The organism is Agromyces sp. NBRC 114283 (assembly GCF_030268405.1).
Taxonomy (GTDB): domain Bacteria; phylum Actinomycetota; class Actinomycetes; order Actinomycetales; family Microbacteriaceae; genus Agromyces; species Agromyces mediolanus.
Genome location: NZ_BSQP01000001.1, coordinates 67,350 through 85,649, shown reverse-complemented (window position 1 = coordinate 85,649; position 18,300 = coordinate 67,350). Strand labels below are relative to the sequence as shown.

Annotated in this window: 19 protein-coding genes; 8 read left to right on the top strand and 11 right to left on the bottom strand. The window is 73.2% G+C overall.

Annotated elements, in window-relative coordinates; genetic code table 11:
• The first annotated feature begins 72 nt into the window (after window positions 1–72).
• Complete coding sequence (locus tag QSJ60_RS00425) at window positions 73–693, top strand: DUF4190 domain-containing protein (protein ID WP_285462124.1); 621 nt, start codon at window positions 73–75, stop codon at window positions 691–693.
• 79 nt (window positions 694–772) lie between these two features.
• Here QSJ60_RS00425 and QSJ60_RS00420 read toward each other — a convergent pair whose 3' ends face one another.
• A complete protein-coding gene (locus QSJ60_RS00420; protein ID WP_285462123.1) occupies window positions 773–1,807 on the bottom strand; it encodes an NAD(P)-dependent alcohol dehydrogenase in 1,035 nt (344 codons plus the stop codon).
• 140 nt (window positions 1,808–1,947) lie between these two features.
• On the opposite strand from QSJ60_RS00420, the gene QSJ60_RS00415 reads away from it, so the two are divergent.
• Window positions 1,948–2,586: a VOC family protein gene (locus tag QSJ60_RS00415; RefSeq protein ID WP_285462122.1), complete on the top strand. Its 639-nt coding sequence runs from the start codon at window positions 1,948–1,950 to the stop codon at window positions 2,584–2,586.
• Between the two features lie 80 nt (window positions 2,587–2,666).
• Here QSJ60_RS00415 and QSJ60_RS00410 read toward each other — a convergent pair whose 3' ends face one another.
• Window positions 2,667–3,239, bottom strand: coding sequence for a TetR/AcrR family transcriptional regulator (locus QSJ60_RS00410; protein WP_230765530.1), 573 nt, complete (start codon window positions 3,237–3,239; stop codon window positions 2,667–2,669).
• 72 nt (window positions 3,240–3,311) lie between these two features.
• On the opposite strand from QSJ60_RS00410, the gene QSJ60_RS00405 reads away from it, so the two are divergent.
• On the top strand, window positions 3,312–3,884 hold the full coding sequence (locus QSJ60_RS00405; protein ID WP_285462121.1) for a dihydrofolate reductase family protein: 573 nt from the start codon (window positions 3,312–3,314) through the stop codon (window positions 3,882–3,884).
• Between the two features lie 66 nt (window positions 3,885–3,950).
• Here QSJ60_RS00405 and QSJ60_RS00400 read toward each other — a convergent pair whose 3' ends face one another.
• The 4 genes from QSJ60_RS00400 to QSJ60_RS00385 form a co-directional block, all read right to left on the bottom strand.
• Window positions 3,951–4,424, bottom strand: a complete 474-nt coding sequence (locus QSJ60_RS00400) for a peptidoglycan-binding domain-containing protein (RefSeq protein WP_285462120.1) — start codon at window positions 4,422–4,424, stop codon at window positions 3,951–3,953.
• A 140-nt stretch (window positions 4,425–4,564) separates the two neighbouring features.
• A complete protein-coding gene (locus QSJ60_RS00395; RefSeq protein WP_285462119.1) occupies window positions 4,565–5,926 on the bottom strand; it encodes an alpha-hydroxy acid oxidase in 1,362 nt (453 codons plus the stop codon).
• Window positions 5,927–5,935: 9 nt separating this feature from the next.
• The gene (locus QSJ60_RS00390; protein ID WP_285462118.1) at window positions 5,936–6,655 is read right to left on the bottom strand and encodes a FadR/GntR family transcriptional regulator; all 720 of its coding nucleotides are present in this window, start codon (window positions 6,653–6,655) and stop codon (window positions 5,936–5,938) included.
• A gap of 78 nt (window positions 6,656–6,733) precedes the next feature.
• Window positions 6,734–7,786, bottom strand: a complete 1,053-nt coding sequence (locus tag QSJ60_RS00385; RefSeq protein WP_285462117.1) for an NYN domain-containing protein — start codon at window positions 7,784–7,786, stop codon at window positions 6,734–6,736.
• 66 nt (window positions 7,787–7,852) lie between these two features.
• Between QSJ60_RS00385 and QSJ60_RS00380 the strand changes: the two genes are divergently transcribed.
• Entirely contained in the window at window positions 7,853–8,848 is a 996-nt protein-coding gene (locus tag QSJ60_RS00380; protein ID WP_285462116.1) for an aldo/keto reductase, read from the top strand.
• Between the two features lie 87 nt (window positions 8,849–8,935).
• Window positions 8,936–10,555 (top strand): serine hydrolase, encoded by a 1,620-nt coding sequence (locus QSJ60_RS00375; protein WP_285462115.1) that lies wholly within the window; start codon window positions 8,936–8,938, stop codon window positions 10,553–10,555.
• 23 nt (window positions 10,556–10,578) lie between these two features.
• Here QSJ60_RS00375 and QSJ60_RS00370 read toward each other — a convergent pair whose 3' ends face one another.
• Together QSJ60_RS00370 and QSJ60_RS00365 are read right to left on the bottom strand one after the other, a co-directional pair.
• Complete coding sequence (locus QSJ60_RS00370) at window positions 10,579–11,556, bottom strand: serine hydrolase domain-containing protein (RefSeq protein ID WP_285462114.1); 978 nt, start codon at window positions 11,554–11,556, stop codon at window positions 10,579–10,581.
• A gap of 59 nt (window positions 11,557–11,615) precedes the next feature.
• The gene (locus QSJ60_RS00365; RefSeq protein WP_285462113.1) at window positions 11,616–12,554 is read right to left on the bottom strand and encodes a 2-hydroxyacid dehydrogenase; all 939 of its coding nucleotides are present in this window, start codon (window positions 12,552–12,554) and stop codon (window positions 11,616–11,618) included.
• 74 nt (window positions 12,555–12,628) lie between these two features.
• Here QSJ60_RS00365 and QSJ60_RS00360 point away from each other — a divergent pair, with 74 nt between their 5' ends.
• Together QSJ60_RS00360 and gdhA are read left to right on the top strand one after the other, a co-directional pair.
• Window positions 12,629–13,135: a hypothetical protein gene (locus QSJ60_RS00360; RefSeq protein ID WP_285462112.1), complete on the top strand. Its 507-nt coding sequence runs from the start codon at window positions 12,629–12,631 to the stop codon at window positions 13,133–13,135.
• A 151-nt stretch (window positions 13,136–13,286) separates the two neighbouring features.
• Complete coding sequence (gene gdhA / locus QSJ60_RS00355; protein ID WP_285462111.1) at window positions 13,287–14,648, top strand: NADP-specific glutamate dehydrogenase; 1,362 nt, start codon at window positions 13,287–13,289, stop codon at window positions 14,646–14,648.
• A 27-nt stretch (window positions 14,649–14,675) separates the two neighbouring features.
• On the opposite strand, the gene QSJ60_RS00350 is transcribed toward gdhA, so the two are convergent.
• The gene (locus tag QSJ60_RS00350; protein ID WP_285462110.1) at window positions 14,676–16,121 is read right to left on the bottom strand and encodes an MFS transporter; all 1,446 of its coding nucleotides are present in this window, start codon (window positions 16,119–16,121) and stop codon (window positions 14,676–14,678) included.
• A 5-nt stretch (window positions 16,122–16,126) separates the two neighbouring features.
• On the bottom strand, window positions 16,127–16,609 hold the full coding sequence (locus QSJ60_RS00345; RefSeq protein ID WP_285462109.1) for a MarR family winged helix-turn-helix transcriptional regulator: 483 nt from the start codon (window positions 16,607–16,609) through the stop codon (window positions 16,127–16,129).
• A gap of 103 nt (window positions 16,610–16,712) precedes the next feature.
• On the opposite strand from QSJ60_RS00345, the gene QSJ60_RS00340 reads away from it, so the two are divergent.
• Window positions 16,713–17,561 (top strand): alpha/beta hydrolase, encoded by an 849-nt coding sequence (locus tag QSJ60_RS00340; protein ID WP_285462108.1) that lies wholly within the window; start codon window positions 16,713–16,715, stop codon window positions 17,559–17,561.
• Between the two features lie 68 nt (window positions 17,562–17,629).
• Here QSJ60_RS00340 and QSJ60_RS00335 read toward each other — a convergent pair whose 3' ends face one another.
• Window positions 17,630–18,280, bottom strand: coding sequence for a histidine phosphatase family protein (locus QSJ60_RS00335; RefSeq protein ID WP_230765557.1), 651 nt, complete (start codon window positions 18,278–18,280; stop codon window positions 17,630–17,632).
• Window positions 18,281–18,300 lie beyond the last annotated feature (20 nt).

The following is an 18,300-nucleotide window of genomic DNA, read 5'->3' as shown; positions in this document are numbered from 1 at the left end:
GGGTGGCGCTACGATCGGCGCGTCGGGGGGCGACACTCCCCGGACCATGTCCGCGACTCGGAGGAGCCCATCATGACCGACCCCAACGCCCCGCAGGGCGAGCCGCAGCAGCCGAGCGAGCCCGCCGTCCCGGCCGAGCCCGTCGCCGCGCCCGCCGAGCCGGCCGCGGCTCCGGCCGAGCCCGCGGCTCCCGCCGCTCCGGCGTACGAGGCCCCGGCGGAGCCCGCGGCTCCTGCCGCTCCGGCCTACGAGGCGCCTGCCGCCCCGGCCGCAGAGCCCGCCGCTCCGGCCTACGCCGCACCGCCCGCGCCGCCGGCCTACGGCGCCCCGCAGGGGCAGCCCGGCTACGGCGCCGCCCCGGGCCAGCCGGCCTACGCGCCCGCTCCGGCCGGCGACACCTTCCCGGGCAAGGGCCTCGGCATCGCGGGCCTGATCCTCGCGATCTTCATGCCGCTCATCGGCCTCATCCTGAGCATCGTGGCGAACTCGCAGTCGAAGAAGGCGGGCCACAAGAACGGCCCGGCGAAGGCCGGCATCATCGTCGGCTCGATCCTGCTGGCGCTCGGCATCATCGTGTCGATCATCGCCATCATCATCGCCATCGCGGCCGCGGGCAGCCTCGGCGCCGCCTGCGCCGAACTCGGCTCGGGCGTGTGGCAGCTCGACGACGGCACCGTCATCACCTGCAACTGATCGCGCAGCAGCGCTCGCACGCGGATGCCCCGGGGCCCATCGGCCCCGGGGCATCCGTCGTTCCGGTGCGAAGCCCGGCTCAGGGCACGACGACCGCGCGACCCCTGAGCGTGCCCTCGTGCAGTCGGCGGTACGCCTCCGGCGCCTCGTCGAGGGAGAAGCGCTCCGTCTCGATCTTCACGAGCCCGGCCCGCGCGAGCTCGAAGACCTCGAACAGCTCGGCCCGCGAGCCCCAGTAGGGCGCCCGCACGGTCGAGTCGTAGGGGGCGGCGAGGAGCCCGGCGGGCACCGCGCCCGCGCCGACGCCGACGAGCACCTGGTCGCCCTCGACGGCGAGCATCGCGTGGCCGGCGTCGATGGTCGGCTGGATCGCGACGAAGTCGAAGACGGCCGCCGCGCCCTTGCCGCCGGTGAGCTCCTTCACGCGCTCGGCGGCCTCGGCGTCCGAGGGGAACACGTGATGCGCTCCGACCTCGGTCGCGAGCCGCAGCTTGTCCTGGCTCACGTCGAGCGCCACCACCGTCGCCGGCGAGAGCGCGCGGAGCAGCTGGATCGCGACGTGCCCGAGGCCGCCCGCGCCGATCACGACGGCGGTCGTGCCGGGCACGAGCTTCGGCAGCGACATCTTGATCGCGTGGTACGGCGTGAGGCCCGCATCGGTCAACGCGACGTGCTCGACGGGGTCGAGATCGCCGAGCGGCAGCAGGAAGCGCGCGTCCGGCACCACGAGGTACTCGGCCATGGCGCCGGGCGCACCGAGACCGGGCGGTCGGATGCCGAGCTCCGCGGCGCGCTCGCAGTAGTTCTCCTTGCCCTGCGCGCACTGCACGCAGCGGCCGCAGCCCTGCGGCCCGTAGACGGCGACGGCCTCGCCCACCTCGACGCCGGTGACGCCCTCGCCGAGCTTGTCGACGATGCCCGCGCCCTCGTGGCCGAGGGTGAGCGGGAGGCCGTAGATGTACTGCTCCTCGTTCAGCCCCATGATGAAGCTGTCCGAGTGGCAGGCGCCGGCGGCCGTGACCCGGATCCGCACCTCGCCCGGACCCGGCTCCGGCGTCTCGATCTCGACGATCTCGGGGGCGGCCCCGATCGTGCGGTACTGCAGCGCTCTCATGTGCACGGACTCCTCGACTCGATTCGGCCCGCCCAGCTGCGGGCTCACCGCCAGTCTGCTCCCCGATGCTGAACGCCAGTCGAGCAAGCGAGCAGGAATCGAGAAGCCCGGGGCATCCACTCGCTCGTAGCGTGGCCGACATGGACACGAAGACGAACCCCACCACCGCCCCGGCGATCGACTCGATCGTCATCCAGGCCGACGACGTCGCCGCCGCCGAGCGCTTCCATGCCGCGGCCTTCGGCCTCGGCGACCGCCTGCGGGTGCAGCCGGCGGAGGCCGCGTCGAGCGGCTTCCGCGGCTTCACGCTCTCGCTCATCGCCGCCCAGCCCGGCGACGTCGACGCGCTCGTGCGCTCGGCCCTCGGCGCCGGCGCCGTCGTCGTCAAGCCGCTCGCCAAGTCCCTCTGGGGCTACGGCGGCACGGTGCAGGCGCCCGACGGCACCATCTGGAAGGTCGCGACCTCGGCGAAGAAGGACGCCCGGCCCGCCGCCGCCGTCTTCGAGCGGATGGTGCTGCTGCTCGGCGCCGAGGACGTCGCGGCGAGCAAGCGCTTCTACACCGAGCGCGGGATCGCCGTGGGCAAGAGCTTCGGCAGCTACGTCGAGTTCGAGACCCCCGGCAGCCGGATCGGGCTCGGCCTCTACAAGCGGCGCGCGCTCGCGAAGGACGCCGGCGTGCCCGCCGAGGGCTCGGGCTCGCACCGGCTGGTCATCGCCGGCGCGCTCGGCTCGGTCGCGGACCCGGACGGCTTCGCGTGGGAGGCATCCGCCCGCTGAGCCGGCTCGCATCTCCGAGACACCCGACTCCGACTTGCCCGACTTTCATGAAAGTCGGGCAAGTCGGGGTGGGGCTGGGTTCAGCCGCGGGGGAGGAGGCCCGCGACGAGGGCGTCGACGACCTCGTCCGTGGAGGTGCCCGGGTCGATCGGGCTCGTGAGCCGGTCGAGGAGGAGCCCGTCGATCGCGTAGTGGAACAGGGCGATCTCGCGGGCGCCGCCGGGCAGTCCCGCCCCGGTGTTGAAGGCCACGTCGGCCTCGAAGCCGGCGCGCTGCCAGGCGCCGAGCACCGCGGCGAGCTCCGGGCGGCGGGTCGATTCGAGGCGCAGCTCGAACAGCGCGAGCGTCACCTCGCGCTCGCTCGTCAGCCGCCGCACAATGTCGCGGAGGTAGTCGGCGAAGAGCTCGGGGCTCGGCTCGGCCCCGGCGCGCGCCGCGAGGTCGGCGTCGCTCGGGGCCAGCCGCTCGCCGATGCGGTCGACGAGTCCGGCGATGAGGGCCTCGCGGCTGCGGAAGTAGTTCGAGGTGGTGCCGGCCGGCACGGCGGCCGCGTCGTCCACCGCCCGGTGCGTGAGCCCGCGCGAGCCCTCGCGGGCCAGCACGTCGAGTCCGGCATCCGCGAGCGCCCGTCGGCGCGCCTCGTTCTTCGCCATGCTGCGACCCTAGCGCAACCACGACAGCTGTTGTAGTCTCTCAATCACTACAAATGTTGTGAATGGAGCACGATGCGAGAACTCAGCTACTACGTCGCCGTCACCCTCGACGGGTTCATCGCCGGACCGAACGGCGAGTACGACGCCTTCCCGGTCGAGGGCGCCCACATGGACGCCATCAACGAGCGCTTCGCCGACACCGTCCCCACCGACGCGGCCGCGGCGCTCGGCCTCGTGCAGGACCGCAGCACCTTCGACACCGTGCTGATGGGCTGGAACACCTACGCCGTCGGGCTGCCCTCCGGCGTCGACAGTCCCTACCGCCACCTCCGCCAGCTCGTGTTCAGTCGCGGGCACGAGGCGACGGGCGAGGGCGTCGAGACCGTGCGGCACGACCCGGTCGGGCTCGTGCGCGAGCTCAAGACCCAGGATGGCTCGGGCATCTGGCTGTGCGGCGGCGGCACCCTCGCGGCGCAGCTCGCCGACGAGATCGACCGCCTGGTGCTGAAGCGGTACCCGCTGCTGTTCGGCGGCGGCATCCCGCTGTTCGGGCCGCGCCCGTACGCGCCCGTCGGCTTCGCCGAGGTCTCGACCCAGGTCTTCGGCAACGGCGTCGTGTTCTCCGAGTACGTGCGCGCCCGCTGAGCGAGGACGGCCCGGCCCGCGATCGGGCCGGGCCGTCTCGGCATCGGTCTCGTCAGACGACGCGGATCAGGGAATCGAGCGGCAGGTGCCGGCCGTCGTCTTCCACTTGAAGGCGCGCGCGGTGTTCGGACCGTAGATTCCGTCGGCGGTGACCCCGAACTTCTGCTGCGCGCGGATCAGGGCGGCGCGCGTCGCCGGCCCGAAGACGCCGTCGACCGCGAGCCCGGCGCTCACCGCGCAGGAGCTGTTCAGGCCGCCCTGCAGCGCCTTGACCGCGATGGAGTTCGCCCCGCTGTCGAGCCGGCACAGCACGTTGAAGTTGGAATCCGCCGGCACGACGAAGTACGTGCCCGCCGACGGGTAGTAGATCACCTGCTTCGAGCAGTACCCGCCGTTGGCCGCCTGCGCCGGCGCGGGCGGCGCGGCCACCACCGAGCCGGCGGCGAGGCCGAACGCGATGGCGAGCGCCGCCGCGATCCGAGGCCAGCGGGCCCGGCCGGGCTCGGCGGACGCGCTGGTCATGAACTTGCTGAACGTCATCGTTCCTCCCGAATCGACGCCCGATGGTGCGACGATCGCCCCCCGGCGTCACCTGGAGAGTTTCCAGCAGAGCCGAGAACGTTACCCGCCGGGCGGAAATTCGTGGAACACCACCGACGATCGGGACGAGCGTGCGGCGGTCAGCCGGCCTTCGCGGCGGCGGCCGGCTTCTTGGCGGGAGCGGCCGGCTTCTTCGCCGCGGTGGCCCTCGGCGAGCGGACCGTCTTCGGCTTCGATGCGGTGGCGAGCTCGGCCGCGGCCTGCACCGGGCGGGCGATCGGCTGCAGGCGGGCGAGCTGCGTCACGTGCTGCGGGCCGAGCTCGTCGAGGGTGGACACCTCGAGCAGTTTCATGGTGCGTTCGATCTGCGTACGGAGGATCGCGATCGTCTGGTCCACGCCGCGCCGCCCGCCGGCCATCAGGCCGTAGAGGTAGGCGCGGCCGATCAGCGTGAAGCGCGCGCCGAGCGCGATCGAGGCCACGATGTCGGCGCCCGACATGATGCCGGTGTCGACGTGCACCTCGAGGTCGCCGCCGACCTCGCGCGCCACGTCCGGCAGCAGGTGGAACGGGATCGGCGCGCGGTCGAGCTGGCGCCCGCCGTGGTTGGAGAGCACGATGCCGTCGATGCCGAGGCCCGCGAGCTTCTTCGCGTCCTCGAGGGTCTGCACGCCCTTCACGACGATCTTGCCGGGCCACATGGCGCGGATGATCTCGAGGTCGTCGAAGGAGATCGTCGGGTCCATCGCGGCATCCAGCAGCTCGCCGACCGTGCCGCCGGTCGTCGACAGCGAGGCGAACTCGAGCGGCGGGGTGGTGAGGAAGTTGATCCACCAGGCCGGGCGCGGGATCGCGTTCACGATCGTGCCGAGGGTGAGCTGCGGCGGGATCGAGAAGCCGTTGCGCTTGTCGCGGAGCCGCGCCCCGGCGACCGGGGTGTCGACGGTGAAGAAGAGCGTGTCGAAGCCCGCGGCGGCGGCGCGTCGGGTCAGCTCGTACGAGATCTCGCGGTCGCGCATGACGTACAGCTGGAACCAGTTGCGCCCGGCCGGGTTCGCCGCCTTCACGCCCTCGATCGAGGTGGTGCCGAGCGTCGACAGGGTGAACGGGATGCCCGCGGCGCCCGCGGCGCCGGCGCCGGCGACCTCGCCCTCGGTCTGCATCAGCCGGGTGAAGCCGGTCGGCGCGATACCGAAGGGGAGTGCGCTCGGCCCGCCGAGCACCTCGCGGCTCGTGTCGACCACCGGCACGTTCCGCAGGATCGAGGGGTGGAACTCGACGTCCTGGAACGCCTGCCGCGCCCGGGCGAGCGACAGCTCGTCCTCGGCGGCGCCCTCGGTGTAGTCGAAGGGGGCCTTCGGGGTGCGGCGCTGGGCGATGTCGCGGAGGTCCCAGATCGTGAGGGCGCGTTCGAGCCGGCGATCGGTGGGGTTCATCGTCGGCGTCTTGAACTTCATGAGCTGGAAGAGCTCGCGCGGGTTCGGCAGCTGGCGTTGCACCATTTCGTGGTCCTATCGTGCGGGGTCGGAGATCGCGGCGTAGTAGCCGGCGATGTGGTCGTGGATGCCTCGACGGGCCGCCGCGGCATCCCCGTCGCTGATCGAACGGATGACGCCGCGGTGCTCGGCGCGCAGGCGCTCGGCCATGGCGGGCCAGTCGGCGATGCGCTGCATGCCGGCGACGACGTAGCCCTCGATGCCGCTGCGTAGGCCCGCCATCGTCGCGAGGGTGACCTGGTTGCCGGCGGCCTCGGCGAGGGCGAGGTGGAACGCGGCGTCGAGCGCGAGGAACTCCTCGGGCGCGAGCGTCGGATCGTCCATGGCGTCGAGCAGGCGCGCGGCCGCGGTGAGGTCAGGGGCGGCGGATGCCTCGCCGGCGGAGGCCTCGGCGAGGCGCGCCGCGACAGCGCCCTCGAGCAGCAGCCGGGTGTCGACGAGGTCGGCGACGGGGAGCCCGCGCGCGGCGACCTGGAGGCGCATGAGGGTGCGCATGCCGCCGTCGGGGGTCGCGACGATCACCGCGCCCGCGCTCGGGCCGGAGCCGGACGCGGTGCGGACGAGTCCCATCGCCTCGAGCACCCGCAGCGCCTCGCGCACGCTCGAGCGGCCGACGCCGAGCTCGGCAGAGAGGGCGCGCTCGCCGGGGAGGCGGTCGCCGGGGGCGAGCTCGCCCGCGAGCAGGCGCGACTCGACGTGCTCGAGCACGTGCTGCCAGGCGCGGGTGTCGCTCACGGAACCTCCTGTGGTCAGACCACAGGGTAGCAGATGTGGTCAGACCACAGGTGCGGCACCTCGATGGGCCGGTTCGGCTCAGCCCTTCTTCGGGCGGATGCGCACGCGGCCCCGGCCCGACTCATCCAGCTCGACGACGCCGCCCCGCGACTTCAGGAACTCCGTGAACGAGGCGAACCCGAGCCGACGCTCCTGGAACGTCGGGTCCATGCGCATCATCTGGTTCTTCACGGCGCTGGAGCTCTGCCACTCCTCGTCGTTCTTCGAGCGCAGCAGCTCGATCGCCTTCAGCAGCAGCCGACCCGGGTTGCGGGGACTGCCGGGTGCCTCGGCCGCCGGCTCGACCGGCGGCATGAACTGCAGCGTGCGCGCCGAGGGGCGCTCGGCGGGCGGGGTCTCGGCCTCGGCATCCGCCTGCTCCTCGGGGCCCGGCTCGGCCGCGGCGTCCTGCTGCTTGCCTCCGCCGCGCCGCCGGCGCGAGCCGGAACCGCTCGTCGCGGCCGGCGCGGCCTCGGCTGCGGGCGCCGGCGTCGGCGCTGCCTCCTCGTCCTCGTCGTCGCCGACCGCGGCGTCGGTCGCGAGCAGCGCGTCGTAGTCCGCGTACTCGTCGCACGCCGCGGTGAGCGCCCGGCTCGTGCCGCCCGCGACGCCGATGCCGACGACGTAGCGGCCGAGCCGCTTCGCCTTCTGCGCGAGCGCCACGTAGTCGGAGTCGCCCGCGACGATCACGATGTGGGTGAGGTCGTCGAGGCGGAACATGTCCTCCACCGCGTCGACCGCGAGCCGGATGTCCGCCCCGTTCTTCGTCGAGGAGAGCGGGAACAGCTGCACCAGGTCGACCGCCCGGTCGATGAGCTGGCCGCGGTAGCTCGCGTTCACGTGCCCCGACCAGTCGGCGTAGGCGCGGGCGATCGCGATCGTGCCGAACGTCGCCGCGAAGTCGAGCACGGCGTCGACGTCGACGGTCGCCGCACGCAGCCGCTCGGCCGTCTTCGTGCCCGCCGCGGGCGCCTTCGTGCGCGAGGTGTCGCGACGGTACGAGCTGTCGCCGTGCAGCTGGTCGTACCTGGAGATCACGATGTTGTCGAAGTCGAAGTAGAGGGCCACGCGGGGTTCGCTGGATGCCGGCATGACGCGAGCCTACGCCGCGCGCCTGAACGGGGAATACCCGCGCGCGGGGCGCCGTTGGCCGGAGGCATGACCGAATCCAGTGCCATCGCCGCCACCAGCCCCGCCCTCGCCCGCCTCGCCGAGACGCTCGGGGTCCGCCCGTTCCCGCTCTCGCTCGGCGGCAACGTCTTCGGCTGGACGGCCGACGAGGCCGGCTCCTTCGAGGTGCTCGACGCCTTCGTCGCGGGCGGCGGCACCCTCCTCGACACCGCCGACGGCTACTCGCACTGGGTCCCCGGTCACAGCGGCGGCGAGAGCGAGACGATCATCGGCCGCTGGCTCGCCGGCCGCTCCGACCGCGACGAGCTCGCCATCGCGAGCAAGGTCAGCACGCACCCGGAGTTCGCCGGGCTCTCGGCCGCGAACATCCGGGCCGCGGCGGATGCCTCGCTGACCCGACTCGGCACCGACCGCATCGATCTCTACTACGCGCACTTCGACGACGAGTCGGTGCCGCTCGAGGAGACCGTCGGCGCCCTCTCCGCGCTCGTGGACGCGGGCAAGGTGCGGGCCATCGCGATCTCGAACTACACGCCCGAGCGCATCGACGAGTGGTTCCGCGTGACCGCCGAGAACGGCTTCCACCGCGCCGTTGCACTGCAGCCGCACTACAACCTCGTCGAGCGCGACTTCGAGGGAGCCCTGCGCGAGCGCGCCGAGCGGGAGGGGCTCGCCGTGCTGCCGTACTTCTCGCTCGCGAAGGGCTTCCTCGCCGGCAAGTACCGCGACGCCGCCGACCTCGAGGCCCCCGGTGCGAGCGTCCGCGCGGGCGGTGCGGCCGAGTACCTCGACGACCGCGGGCGGGCCGTGCTGTCGGCGCTCGACGAGATCGCCGCCGCGCACGGGGCCGAGGTCGCGACGGTGTCGCTCGCCTGGCTGCGCAGCCGGCCGACCGTCGCCGCGCCGATCGCGAGCGCCCGCACCACGTCGCAGCTGCCCGCCCTGCTCGCCTCCGCCGAGCTCGAGCTCACCCCGGCCGAGCTCGCGGCGCTCGACGCGGCATCCGCTCCCGCCTCCGCGTAACCGGATCGTGCGGTGTCGACGGGGCACGCCTCGGCGACACCGCACGCCCGCGCCGCTAGGCTGCACGCAGGACCCGGGGAGGACCGCATGCGGCGACAGGCATCCATCGGCAGGATCGCGACGCTCGCCGTCGCGCTCACCGCACTGACCGCCTTGACCGCGTGCACGACCGCGCCGAGCTACGCGCCGCGTGCCGCGCTCGGCGAGATTCCGCCGCAGGACGCGGTCGAGCTCGCCGACGGGGCGTTCGACGCCGCGCTCGAGCAGCTGCCCGAGGAGGTCGAACGGATCCTCGAGGCATCCGGCGTCCCGGGCGCCGCCGTCGCCGTCGTGCAGGGCGGGGAGCTGCGCTTCGCGCAGGGCTTCGGCGTCCGCACGCTCGGCGAGGAGGCGGCGGTCGACGAGGAGACCGTGTTCCAGATCGCCTCGATGTCGAAGCCGATCGGGGCGACGGTGGTCGCCTCGCAGGTCTCCGCCGGCGTCGTCGACTGGTCGACCCCGGTCACGCCGCTGCTCCCGGGCTTCGCGCTCGCCGACCCCTGGGTGACGGACCACCTCACCGTCGCCGACCTCTACGCGCACCGCTCCGGCCTGCCGATGGCCGCCGGCGACGAGCTCGAAGACCTCGGCTACGACCGCGAGTACATCCTCGACCACCTGCGGTACCAGCCGCTGCAGCCCTTCCGCATCTCCTACAACTACGCGAACTTCGGCATGACGACGGGCGCGCAGGCCGTGGCGAACGCCGCCGGCGTCGACTGGGCGACGCTCTCCGAGCGCGAGCTCTACGAACCGCTGCACATGGACTCGACGAGCTCGCGCTACGAGGACTTCCTCGCCCGCGACAACCGGGCGACGCTGCACGCGAAGACCGGCGACGGCGCGTTCGCGCCGCTCTACGAGCGCAGGCCCGACGCCCAGTCGCCGGCCGGCGGCGTCAGCTCCAACGTCGTCGACCTGGCGAAGTGGATGTCGCTCGTGCTCGACGACGGCACCTTCGCGGGGGAGGAGCTGATCGCGCCGTCCGCGCTCGCCCCGGCGATCGCGCCCGAGATCGCGACCGGCCTGCCGCCCGTGCCCGACGCGCGCGCCGGCTTCTACGGCTACGGCTTCAACGTGGGCACGCAGCCGAGCGGGCGGGTGACGCTCGGGCACTCCGGGGCCTTCATCCTCGGCGCGGGCACGAACTTCCAGCTGGTGCCCGCGCTCGACCTCGGCGTCGTCGCGCTCACGAACGGCGCCCCGGTCGGTGCGGCGGAGGCGATCGTGTCGGAGTTCCTGGACCGGGTGCAGTACGGCGAGGCGACGCGCGACTGGCTCGAGGCGTACGGGGCGGCGCTCGGCCACTACTTCGAGCCGGCGGGGGATCTGGCGGGGGAGCGCCGTCCCGCCGACCCGGCGCCGCCGCGCCCGCTCGCCGACTACGCCGGCACGTGGCAGAACCCGTACTACGGCGAGGCCGTGGTCGCCGTCGACGAGGCGGGCAGCGGGCTCGTCGTACGGCTCGGCAACGGCGGCGCGACCGAGCTCGAGCTGGAGCCCTGGGACGGCGACGTCTTCGCCTTCGAACCCGACGGCGAGAACGCCCCGGCCGGGTCGCGGTCCTCGGCCGCGTTCGTGCTCGGCGGCGGGGGCGCGGATGCCTCGGGGGACTCGATGACCCTGAACTTCTACGACACGAGCGGCCTCGGCACCTGGACCCGCTAGGCGCCGCTCGGCCGACCCGCCGCTCAGCCGAGCGCGCGCCGGGAGGCGGTCGAGACGACGGCGTTCTGCAGCTCGTCGACCACGATGCCGAACTGCGCCGGTTCCGGGCGGTTCGTCAGCAGCACGACGCAGACGTCCCGCGACGGCGTGATCCAGAACTGCGTGCCCGCCCAGCCGGCGTGCCCGTACGTGTCGCGGGCGAGCAGCCCCGGCGCGCGCACGAGCAGGTTCCAGGCGAAGCCCCACTCCTGCCCGCGGTCCTCGGTGAACGGCTCGAGCTTGCGCAGCCCCTCGGTGAGCGGCCGGCGCATCGCCTCGACGGCGGCGGGGGAGACGACGCGGCCGTCGTTCCGCAGCAGCGCCGAGCCGAGGGCGAGCAGGTCGCTCGCGCGGGCGAAGGCGCCGGCGCCCGGATGCCGCAGCGTCGAGAAGCGGTCCCAGTCGAGTCCGAACGCCGCGGCGTCGACGGGCGCGTGCCGCGTGGACTCGCGGTCGAAGGTGACCCCGTCGGCCCCCGCTCGGCGGGCGAGCTCGAGCACGCGGCCCTCCCACGGCTCGCCGCTCGCGTGCTCGATGAGCGCGGCGACGCCCTCGAACGCGAGCGTCGAGTAGCGGGTCGCAGTGCCCGGGGCGAAGTCGGAGTCGGCGGCGAGCAGCGTGCGCCGCAGCTCCGGCTGGTCCATGGGCGACTCGAGGATGCCCGAGCTGTGGCTCACGAGGTGACGCAGCTGCACCTCCTCGGCGCGGCGGAACCCGGGCAGCGCCGCGCCGAGCGTCGTCGTGGGCGCGAGCCGGCCCTGCTCGACGAGTTCGAGCGCGGCGAGGCCGACGAGCGGCTTCGTGATCGAGAACAGCGGGTAGTGGTCGTCGGCGGATGCCTCACCGAACGCCTCGATCGCGATGACGCCCGAGGCGTCGGCGAGGCCGAGCACCGCCGTGGGCAGCGCGCCGCTCGCCACGTGGCGACGGGTCCAGTCGAAGGCGTGGTCGAAGGCGGGCATGCGATCCTCTCGGGTCGGTCGGTCGGTCGGTCGGAAACAGGCGGGATGCCGCGGCGCGCTCAGCTGCGGAACACGATGTTGCGCGGCTCCTCGTCGGCGAGCATCCGCTCGATCTGCTCGCGCAGCAGCCGGGCCATGCGCGGCATCATCGCCGATGATGCCCCGCCGACGTGCGGCGTGATCAGCACGTTCGGCAGCGCGAACAGGGGGTGCCCCTCGGGCAGCGGCTCCGGGTCGACCACGTCGAGCGCGAAGCGGAGCCGCCCGCTGCGGGCCTCGGCGAGCACCGCCTCGGGGTCGGCGACCTTGCCGCGGGCGACGTTGACGACGAGCGCCCCGTCGGGCAGGGCGGCGAGGAACCCGGCGTCCACGAGGCCCGTCGTCGCCTCGGTGAGGGGCACGCCGACGACGACGATCTCGGCCGCGGGCAGCAGCTCGGGCAGCTCGTCGATGCCGTGCACGTGGCCGCGCTCATCGTCGCGGGCGCGGCTCGCGACGCGGGTGAGCTCGACCTCGAAGGGGGCCAGTCGATCCTCGATCGCCCGGCCGACGCCGCCGACGCCGAGGAGCAGCACCCGCCGGTCGGCGAGGCTGGCCCGGCGCACGGGCGCCCAGCGGCCCTCGTCCGCGGCGCGCACGAACTCGGGGATGCCGCGCTGCGCGGCGATCATCAGGCCGACGGCGAGCTCGGCCGTGGAGGGCTCGTGCACGCTCGCGGCGTTCGCGAGCACGTGGCCGGCGGGCAGCACCTCGACGAGGTCGTCGTAGCCGATCGACTGCGACTGCACGAGGCGGCACTCGACGCCGGCGAGCGCGCCCACCTTGTCGGCCGCATCCATGTAGGGCGGCACGACGAGGTCGAGCTGCGGTGCGGGCGGCGGCGAATCGAGCCCCCAGACGAGCACCTCGGCTCCGTCTGGCACGCCACCCGGCGTGGCCTCGAGGGCCCGCAGCAGGGTCTCGCCGGGCACGGTCACCGTGAGTCGCGCGTCGCTCATGCCGCCATCCTTCCAGAGCCGCCGTGCACCCGCCGGGACGGGCGCGACGCGGGCGCCGCTGCTAGCTTGGGCGCATGGCCAGGTCCGATCGGGCGAGCGAGGAACGGGCGGATGCGCTGAAGGAGCGCGTGTACGCGACCTTCACCGGGCTCGCCATCGTGCTGGTGCAGCACTCCAACGTCGCGCACATCGACGCGGCGCGCGCGACGGTCACCCTCCTCGTCGGCATCGTCGCGATCACCGCGGCGGGCTTCGTGGCCGACGTGATCGCCCATCTCGCGGTGCACGAGGCGTTCCCCGATCGCGCCGAGGCCGGCCGGATGGTGCGGGTGTCGGGCACCGCGCTCGCCTCCGCCGGCGTGCCGCTCGTCCTGCTCGCGCTCGCCTGGGCCGGGGTGATGGAGCTCGAGCCCGCGCTGCGCATCTCGAGCATCGTGTACCTCGCGACGCTCGGCGTGATCGGCTACGCCGCCGTGCGGCGCACCCGCATCGCCTGGTGGAAGCAGCTCCTCGCCCTCGGCATCCTCGTCGCCCTCGGCGCGGTCGTCGTGCTGCTGCAGCAGCTCGCCCACGGCCACTGAGCCGCCGGGTTGGCGGCCGTCACAGTTGCGGAGTCTCCGCTCCGGCTGGCTATGGTGGACCCAGCCCGCACGCAACGGCGCGTCGCTCGGCGACCCCGCACCGGCCCCGGCCCTTGCGCTTCCCGTCCGCCAAGTCCCGAAGGAGTTCCGCGTGCCCGCGACCCCGAATCTGATCGACGACGTCTACGACGAGATCCTGTCCCGGAACCCCGGTGAGCCCGAGTTCCACCAGGCCGTCCGCGAGGTCTTCGGCTCCCTCGACCGGGTGCTCGAGCGGAACCCGCAGTACGTGCAGGCCTCGATCCTCGAGCGCATCTGCGAGCCCGAGCGGCAGATCATCTTCCGGGTGCCGTGGGTCGACGACGCGAACCGGGTGCGCATCAACCGCGGCTTCCGCGTGCAGTTCAACTCGGCGCTCGGCCCGTACAAGGGCGGCCTGCGCTTCCACCCGACCGTCGGGCTCGGTACCGTCAAGTTCCTCGGCTTCGAGCAGATCTTCAAGAACGCCCTGACCGGCATGCCGATCGGCGGCGGCAAGGGCGGCAGCGACTTCGATCCCAAGGGCAAGTCCGAGGGCGAGATCATGCGCTTCTGCCAGTCGTTCATGACCGAGCTGTCGCGCCACGTCGGCGAGTACCGCGACGTGCCGGCCGGTGACATCGGCGTCGGCGGCCGCGAGATCGGCTACCTGTTCGGCCAGTACAAGCGGATGACGAACCAGTACGAGTCCGGTGTGCTCACCGGCAAGGGCCTGACCTGGGGCGGTTCGCTCGTGCGCACCGAGGCGACGGGCTACGGCGCCGTGTACTTCACCCAGCACATGCTCGCGACCCGCAGCCGCTCCTTCGACGGCGCCCGCGCGCTCGTCTCGGGCTCGGGCAACGTCGCGATCTACGCGATCGAGAAGGTCGTCGAGCTCGGCGGCGTCGTGGTCGGCGCGTCCGACTCGTCCGGCGCCATCCACGACCCCGACGGCATCGACCTCGCCCTGCTCCGCGATGTGAAGGAGCGCCGCCGCGAGCGCATCGCCGTCTACGCGGAGGAGCGCGGCGGCCGCGCCCGCTTCCTGCCCGGGGCATCCGTCTGGGACATCGAGAGCGACGAGCCGATCCACGTCGCCCTGCCCTGCGCGACTCAGAACGAGCTCAGCGAGGCGCAGGCCGCGAAGCTCGTCGCGAACGGGCTCGTCGCGGTCGCCGAGGGCGCGAACATGCCCGCGACGCCGGGCGCCGTGCGCGTGTTCCGCGAGGCGGGCGTGCTGTTCGGGCCGGGCAAGGCGGCGAACGCCGGCGGCGTCGCGACGAGCGCGCTCGAGATGCAGCAGAACGCCTCGCGCGACTCGTGGAGCTTCGAGCACACCGAGCAGCGCCTGGCCGAGATCATGGCGGCGATCCACGAGCGCACCGCGGCGACGGCGGAGGAGTACGGCGCCCCCGGCGACTACGTGGTCGGCGCGAACATCGCCGGCTTCACGCGGGTGGCCGACGCGATGCTCTCGCTCGGCGTCATCTAGGCGCCGCGGCGGGCCGGGGTCTGTTCCCTACCTCAGGCGGGCGGCCCGGGCCCGGCGGGCGCCGCCGAAGCGGCCCCGGCGCGGCGGGACGGCGGTGTCCGAGGCATCCGCGATGGGGCTCGCCTCGGTGGGCACCTGCAGCGCCTCCGCGGGGATGACCGGCACGGCCTCCGTGCGCACCGCCGGGATGGCCGAGGTCGGCACGACGGCGATCGCGGCGGTCGGCGGCTCCTCGAAGCGCACCGCGGCGGCCCAGCGGCGCTCGGGATGCCGGACCAGGCGCATGCCGCGCGACACCACGAGCCAAGCGAGGCCGATCAGGGCGGCGACGCCCGCGGCGATCGCGGCGACGCCCAGTCCCCAGCGCGGGCCCCAGCTGTTCGCCACGGCGCCGACGATCGGGGCGCCGATGGGCGTGCCGCCCGAGAGGATCGCGAAGTAGAGCGCCAGCACGCGCCCGCGCAGCACCGGCTCGGTGGTCGTCTGCACGTAGCCGTTCGCCGTCGTGAGCAGCGTCACCGCGGTGAAGCCGATGAGCACGGTCGAGGCGGCGAACCAGCCGAACTCCGGCATGATCGCCGACACCAGCGCGGCGACGCCGAATCCGGCCGCCGCGAGGATGATGATGCGCATGCGGGCGCGCTCGCGCCGGGCGGCGAGCAGGGCGCCCGCGAGCGAGCCGATCGCGAGGATCGAGTTGAGCAGGCCGTACTCGCCGGCGCCGCGGCCGAACTCGACCGCCATCGTCGAGGAGAAGATCGGGAAGTTCATGCCGAACGCGCCCACGAGGAACACGATCACGAAGACGACGACGAGGTCGGGGCGGCTCCACACGTAGCGGAAGCCCGCGATGAAGGCGCCGCGCTCGCGCGGGGCCCGAGGCATCCGCTTGAGCTTGCGCCCGCGGAGCATCGCGAGCGCGGCGAGCACCGCGACGAAGGTGGCCGCGTTGATCACGAACACCCAGCCGGAGCCGACGACGACGATGAGCAGTCCCGCGACCGCCGGGCCGATGAGGCGGGCGGTGTTGAACGAGGCGGAGTTCAGGGCGACGGCGTTCGACATGTCGGAGCTCGCGACGAGGTCGGTGACGAAGGTCTGCCTGGCCGGGTTGTCGACGGCGTTCACGATGCCGAGGAGCCCGGCGAAGATGTAGAGGTGCCAGAGATCGGCGTGGCCGAAGATCAGCAGCAGGCCGAGCGCGAGGCCGAGCAGCATCATCGAGGACTGCGTCACGACGAGGATCTTGCGACGATCGAAGCGGTCGGCGATGAGCCCCGTGACGGGCACGAGGAGCAGCTGCGGGGCGAACTGCAGCGCCATCGTGATGCCGACGGCGAGGGCGTCGTTGTCGCTGAGCTCGGTGAGGACGACCCAGTTCTGGGCGGTGGCCTGCATCCACGCGCCGATGTTCGACACGAGGGCCCCGATGAACCAGATGCGGTAGTTGACGTGGGCGAGGGAACGGAACATGGCACTCACTGGTCGATGAGCCTCCCGAGGATCGTGGTGGCGCGGGCGAGCGTCTCGCGCTCGTCGGGGGAGAGGGCGGCGTAGCGCTTCGCGATCCACGCGTCGCGCCGCTTGCGGGTCTCGAGCACCACGCGCGAGCCCGCCTCGGTCACCGTGACGAGCACCTTGCGGCCGTCGTCGGGGGAGCTCGATCGCTCGGCGTAGCCGGCGTCGACGAGGCAGTTCACCGTGCGGTTCATCGACGGGGCGGTGACCCGCTCGAGCTCGGCGAGCCGGCCGATGGTGAGCGGACCCTCGCTGTGGATCCAGCCGAGGGTGGAGAACTGTGAACCGCTGATCTCGGTGTCGCTGCGCTCCTGGCGGAGCCGCCGCGACAGCCGCATGATCGCGATGCGCAGCTCGGTGGACTGCTCGGCGAGGGTACGACGGCGGGGAGCCTCGGGGCGGCGTGCGTCGGTCGAGGCGGTGCTGGTCGCGGCATCCGTCATGATCGTTAGTCTAACAAATTAGTGTGGCTAAGTAAATTGCGCGGCGACCGCCCCGCGGATCGGCGCCCGTGCACCGACGGGGCCCGCCTGCCATGATGAGCGCATGGCGACCTTCACCGACTCGCACGGCGTCCGGATCCACTACGAGTCGTGGCGGGTGCCCGACGCCCACGCGGTGATCCAGCTCGCCCACGGCGTCGGCGAGCACATCGGCCGCTACGGCGAGCTCATCGCGGCGCTGAACGCGGCCGGCTACTCGGTCTGGGCCGACGACCACCGCGGCCACGGCAAGACGGGATTCGAGCAGCACGGCGGCGACCTCACCCGCATGGGACGGCTCGGTCCCGGCGGGCTCCGGGCCACGATCGCGGCCGTCGAGCAGTTCACCGAGGTGATCCGCGAGACCGAGGGCTACGAGCTGCCGCTCGTCTACCTCGGCCACTCCTGGGGTTCGCTCATGGGGCAGATCATCGTGAACCGGCACGCCGAACGCTACGACGGCGTCGTGCTCACCGGCACCGCCTACCGCACCCTCCGGCACATGAACGGCGGCGACCTCAACAAGCGGCATGCGCACCTCGGCGCGACGACGGTCGAGTGGCTCTCCCGCGACCGCGCCGTCGCCGAGGCGTTCATGGCCGACCCGTACACGACCGACGTCTCGCTGCAGAAGCTGTTCGGGCTGCTCGACGCCGCCCGCCTCCTCGGTCGCCCGGCGCGCCACCTGCCGAAGGAGCTGCCGCTGCTCATCATGGTCGGCGACGACGACCCGCTCGGCGGCGAGGAGAGTGCGCGCCGGCTCGCCGAGGCGTACGTGCGCCGCTCGGGTCTCGTCGACGTCGAGCTGATCGTCTACGCGGGCGCGCGGCACGAGATCTTCAACGAGACGAACCGCGAGGAGGTGCGCGCCGACCTGGTCGCCTGGCTCGACGAGCGCTTCGCCGTCGACTGAGCTGCGCGTTCCCGTGTTCCGACTTGCCCGACTTTCATGAAAGTCGGGCAAGTCGGATCAGGGGCGACTCAGGTGGCGGCGCGGTCGGGCGGGACGTCGAAGCCGAGCAGGCGCATGCGGGGATGGTTCGGATGCCTCGCGCTCGACTCCATCGACCACGGGTAGACGATCGTCGTGACGTTGCAGTTGCCGAGCACGGGCAGCAGGTCGCGGTAGCCGTCGGGGTCCATGCCCGCCAGCTCGCAGAACAGCAGCCGGATGAGCGTCGCGTGCGCGACGATGAGCACCCGCCCGTCCGGGAACTCCGCGACGAGCTCGTCGAGCGCGGGCATCGCACGGGCGAGGCCCGCGCGCCCCGACTCGCCGCCGGGGAACGGGTTCGACGCGGGCGCGCGGCAGAACGCCGCCCACTCGGCCGGGAACCGTTCGGCGAGCTCGTCGGGCGTGAGTCCCTCGGCGACGCCGAAGTCGATCTCGACGAGCCGCGGCTCGATGCGTAGCTCGAGGCCGGTCGTCTCGACGGCGGGGGCGGCCGAGCGCTGCGCGCGGCTGAGCGGCGAGGCGACGATGGCGTCGAGCCGGGCGTCGACGGCCCAGGCGCCGAGCGCCGCCGCCTGACCGAGCCCGTGCCGCGTGAGCGCGACGTCGGAGTTGCCCGCGTAGCGGTGCTCGGCGTGCCAGACGGTCTCGCCGTGGCGAGCGAGGAAGAACGTCGTCATGGTCTCAGCGTAGGCCCGAG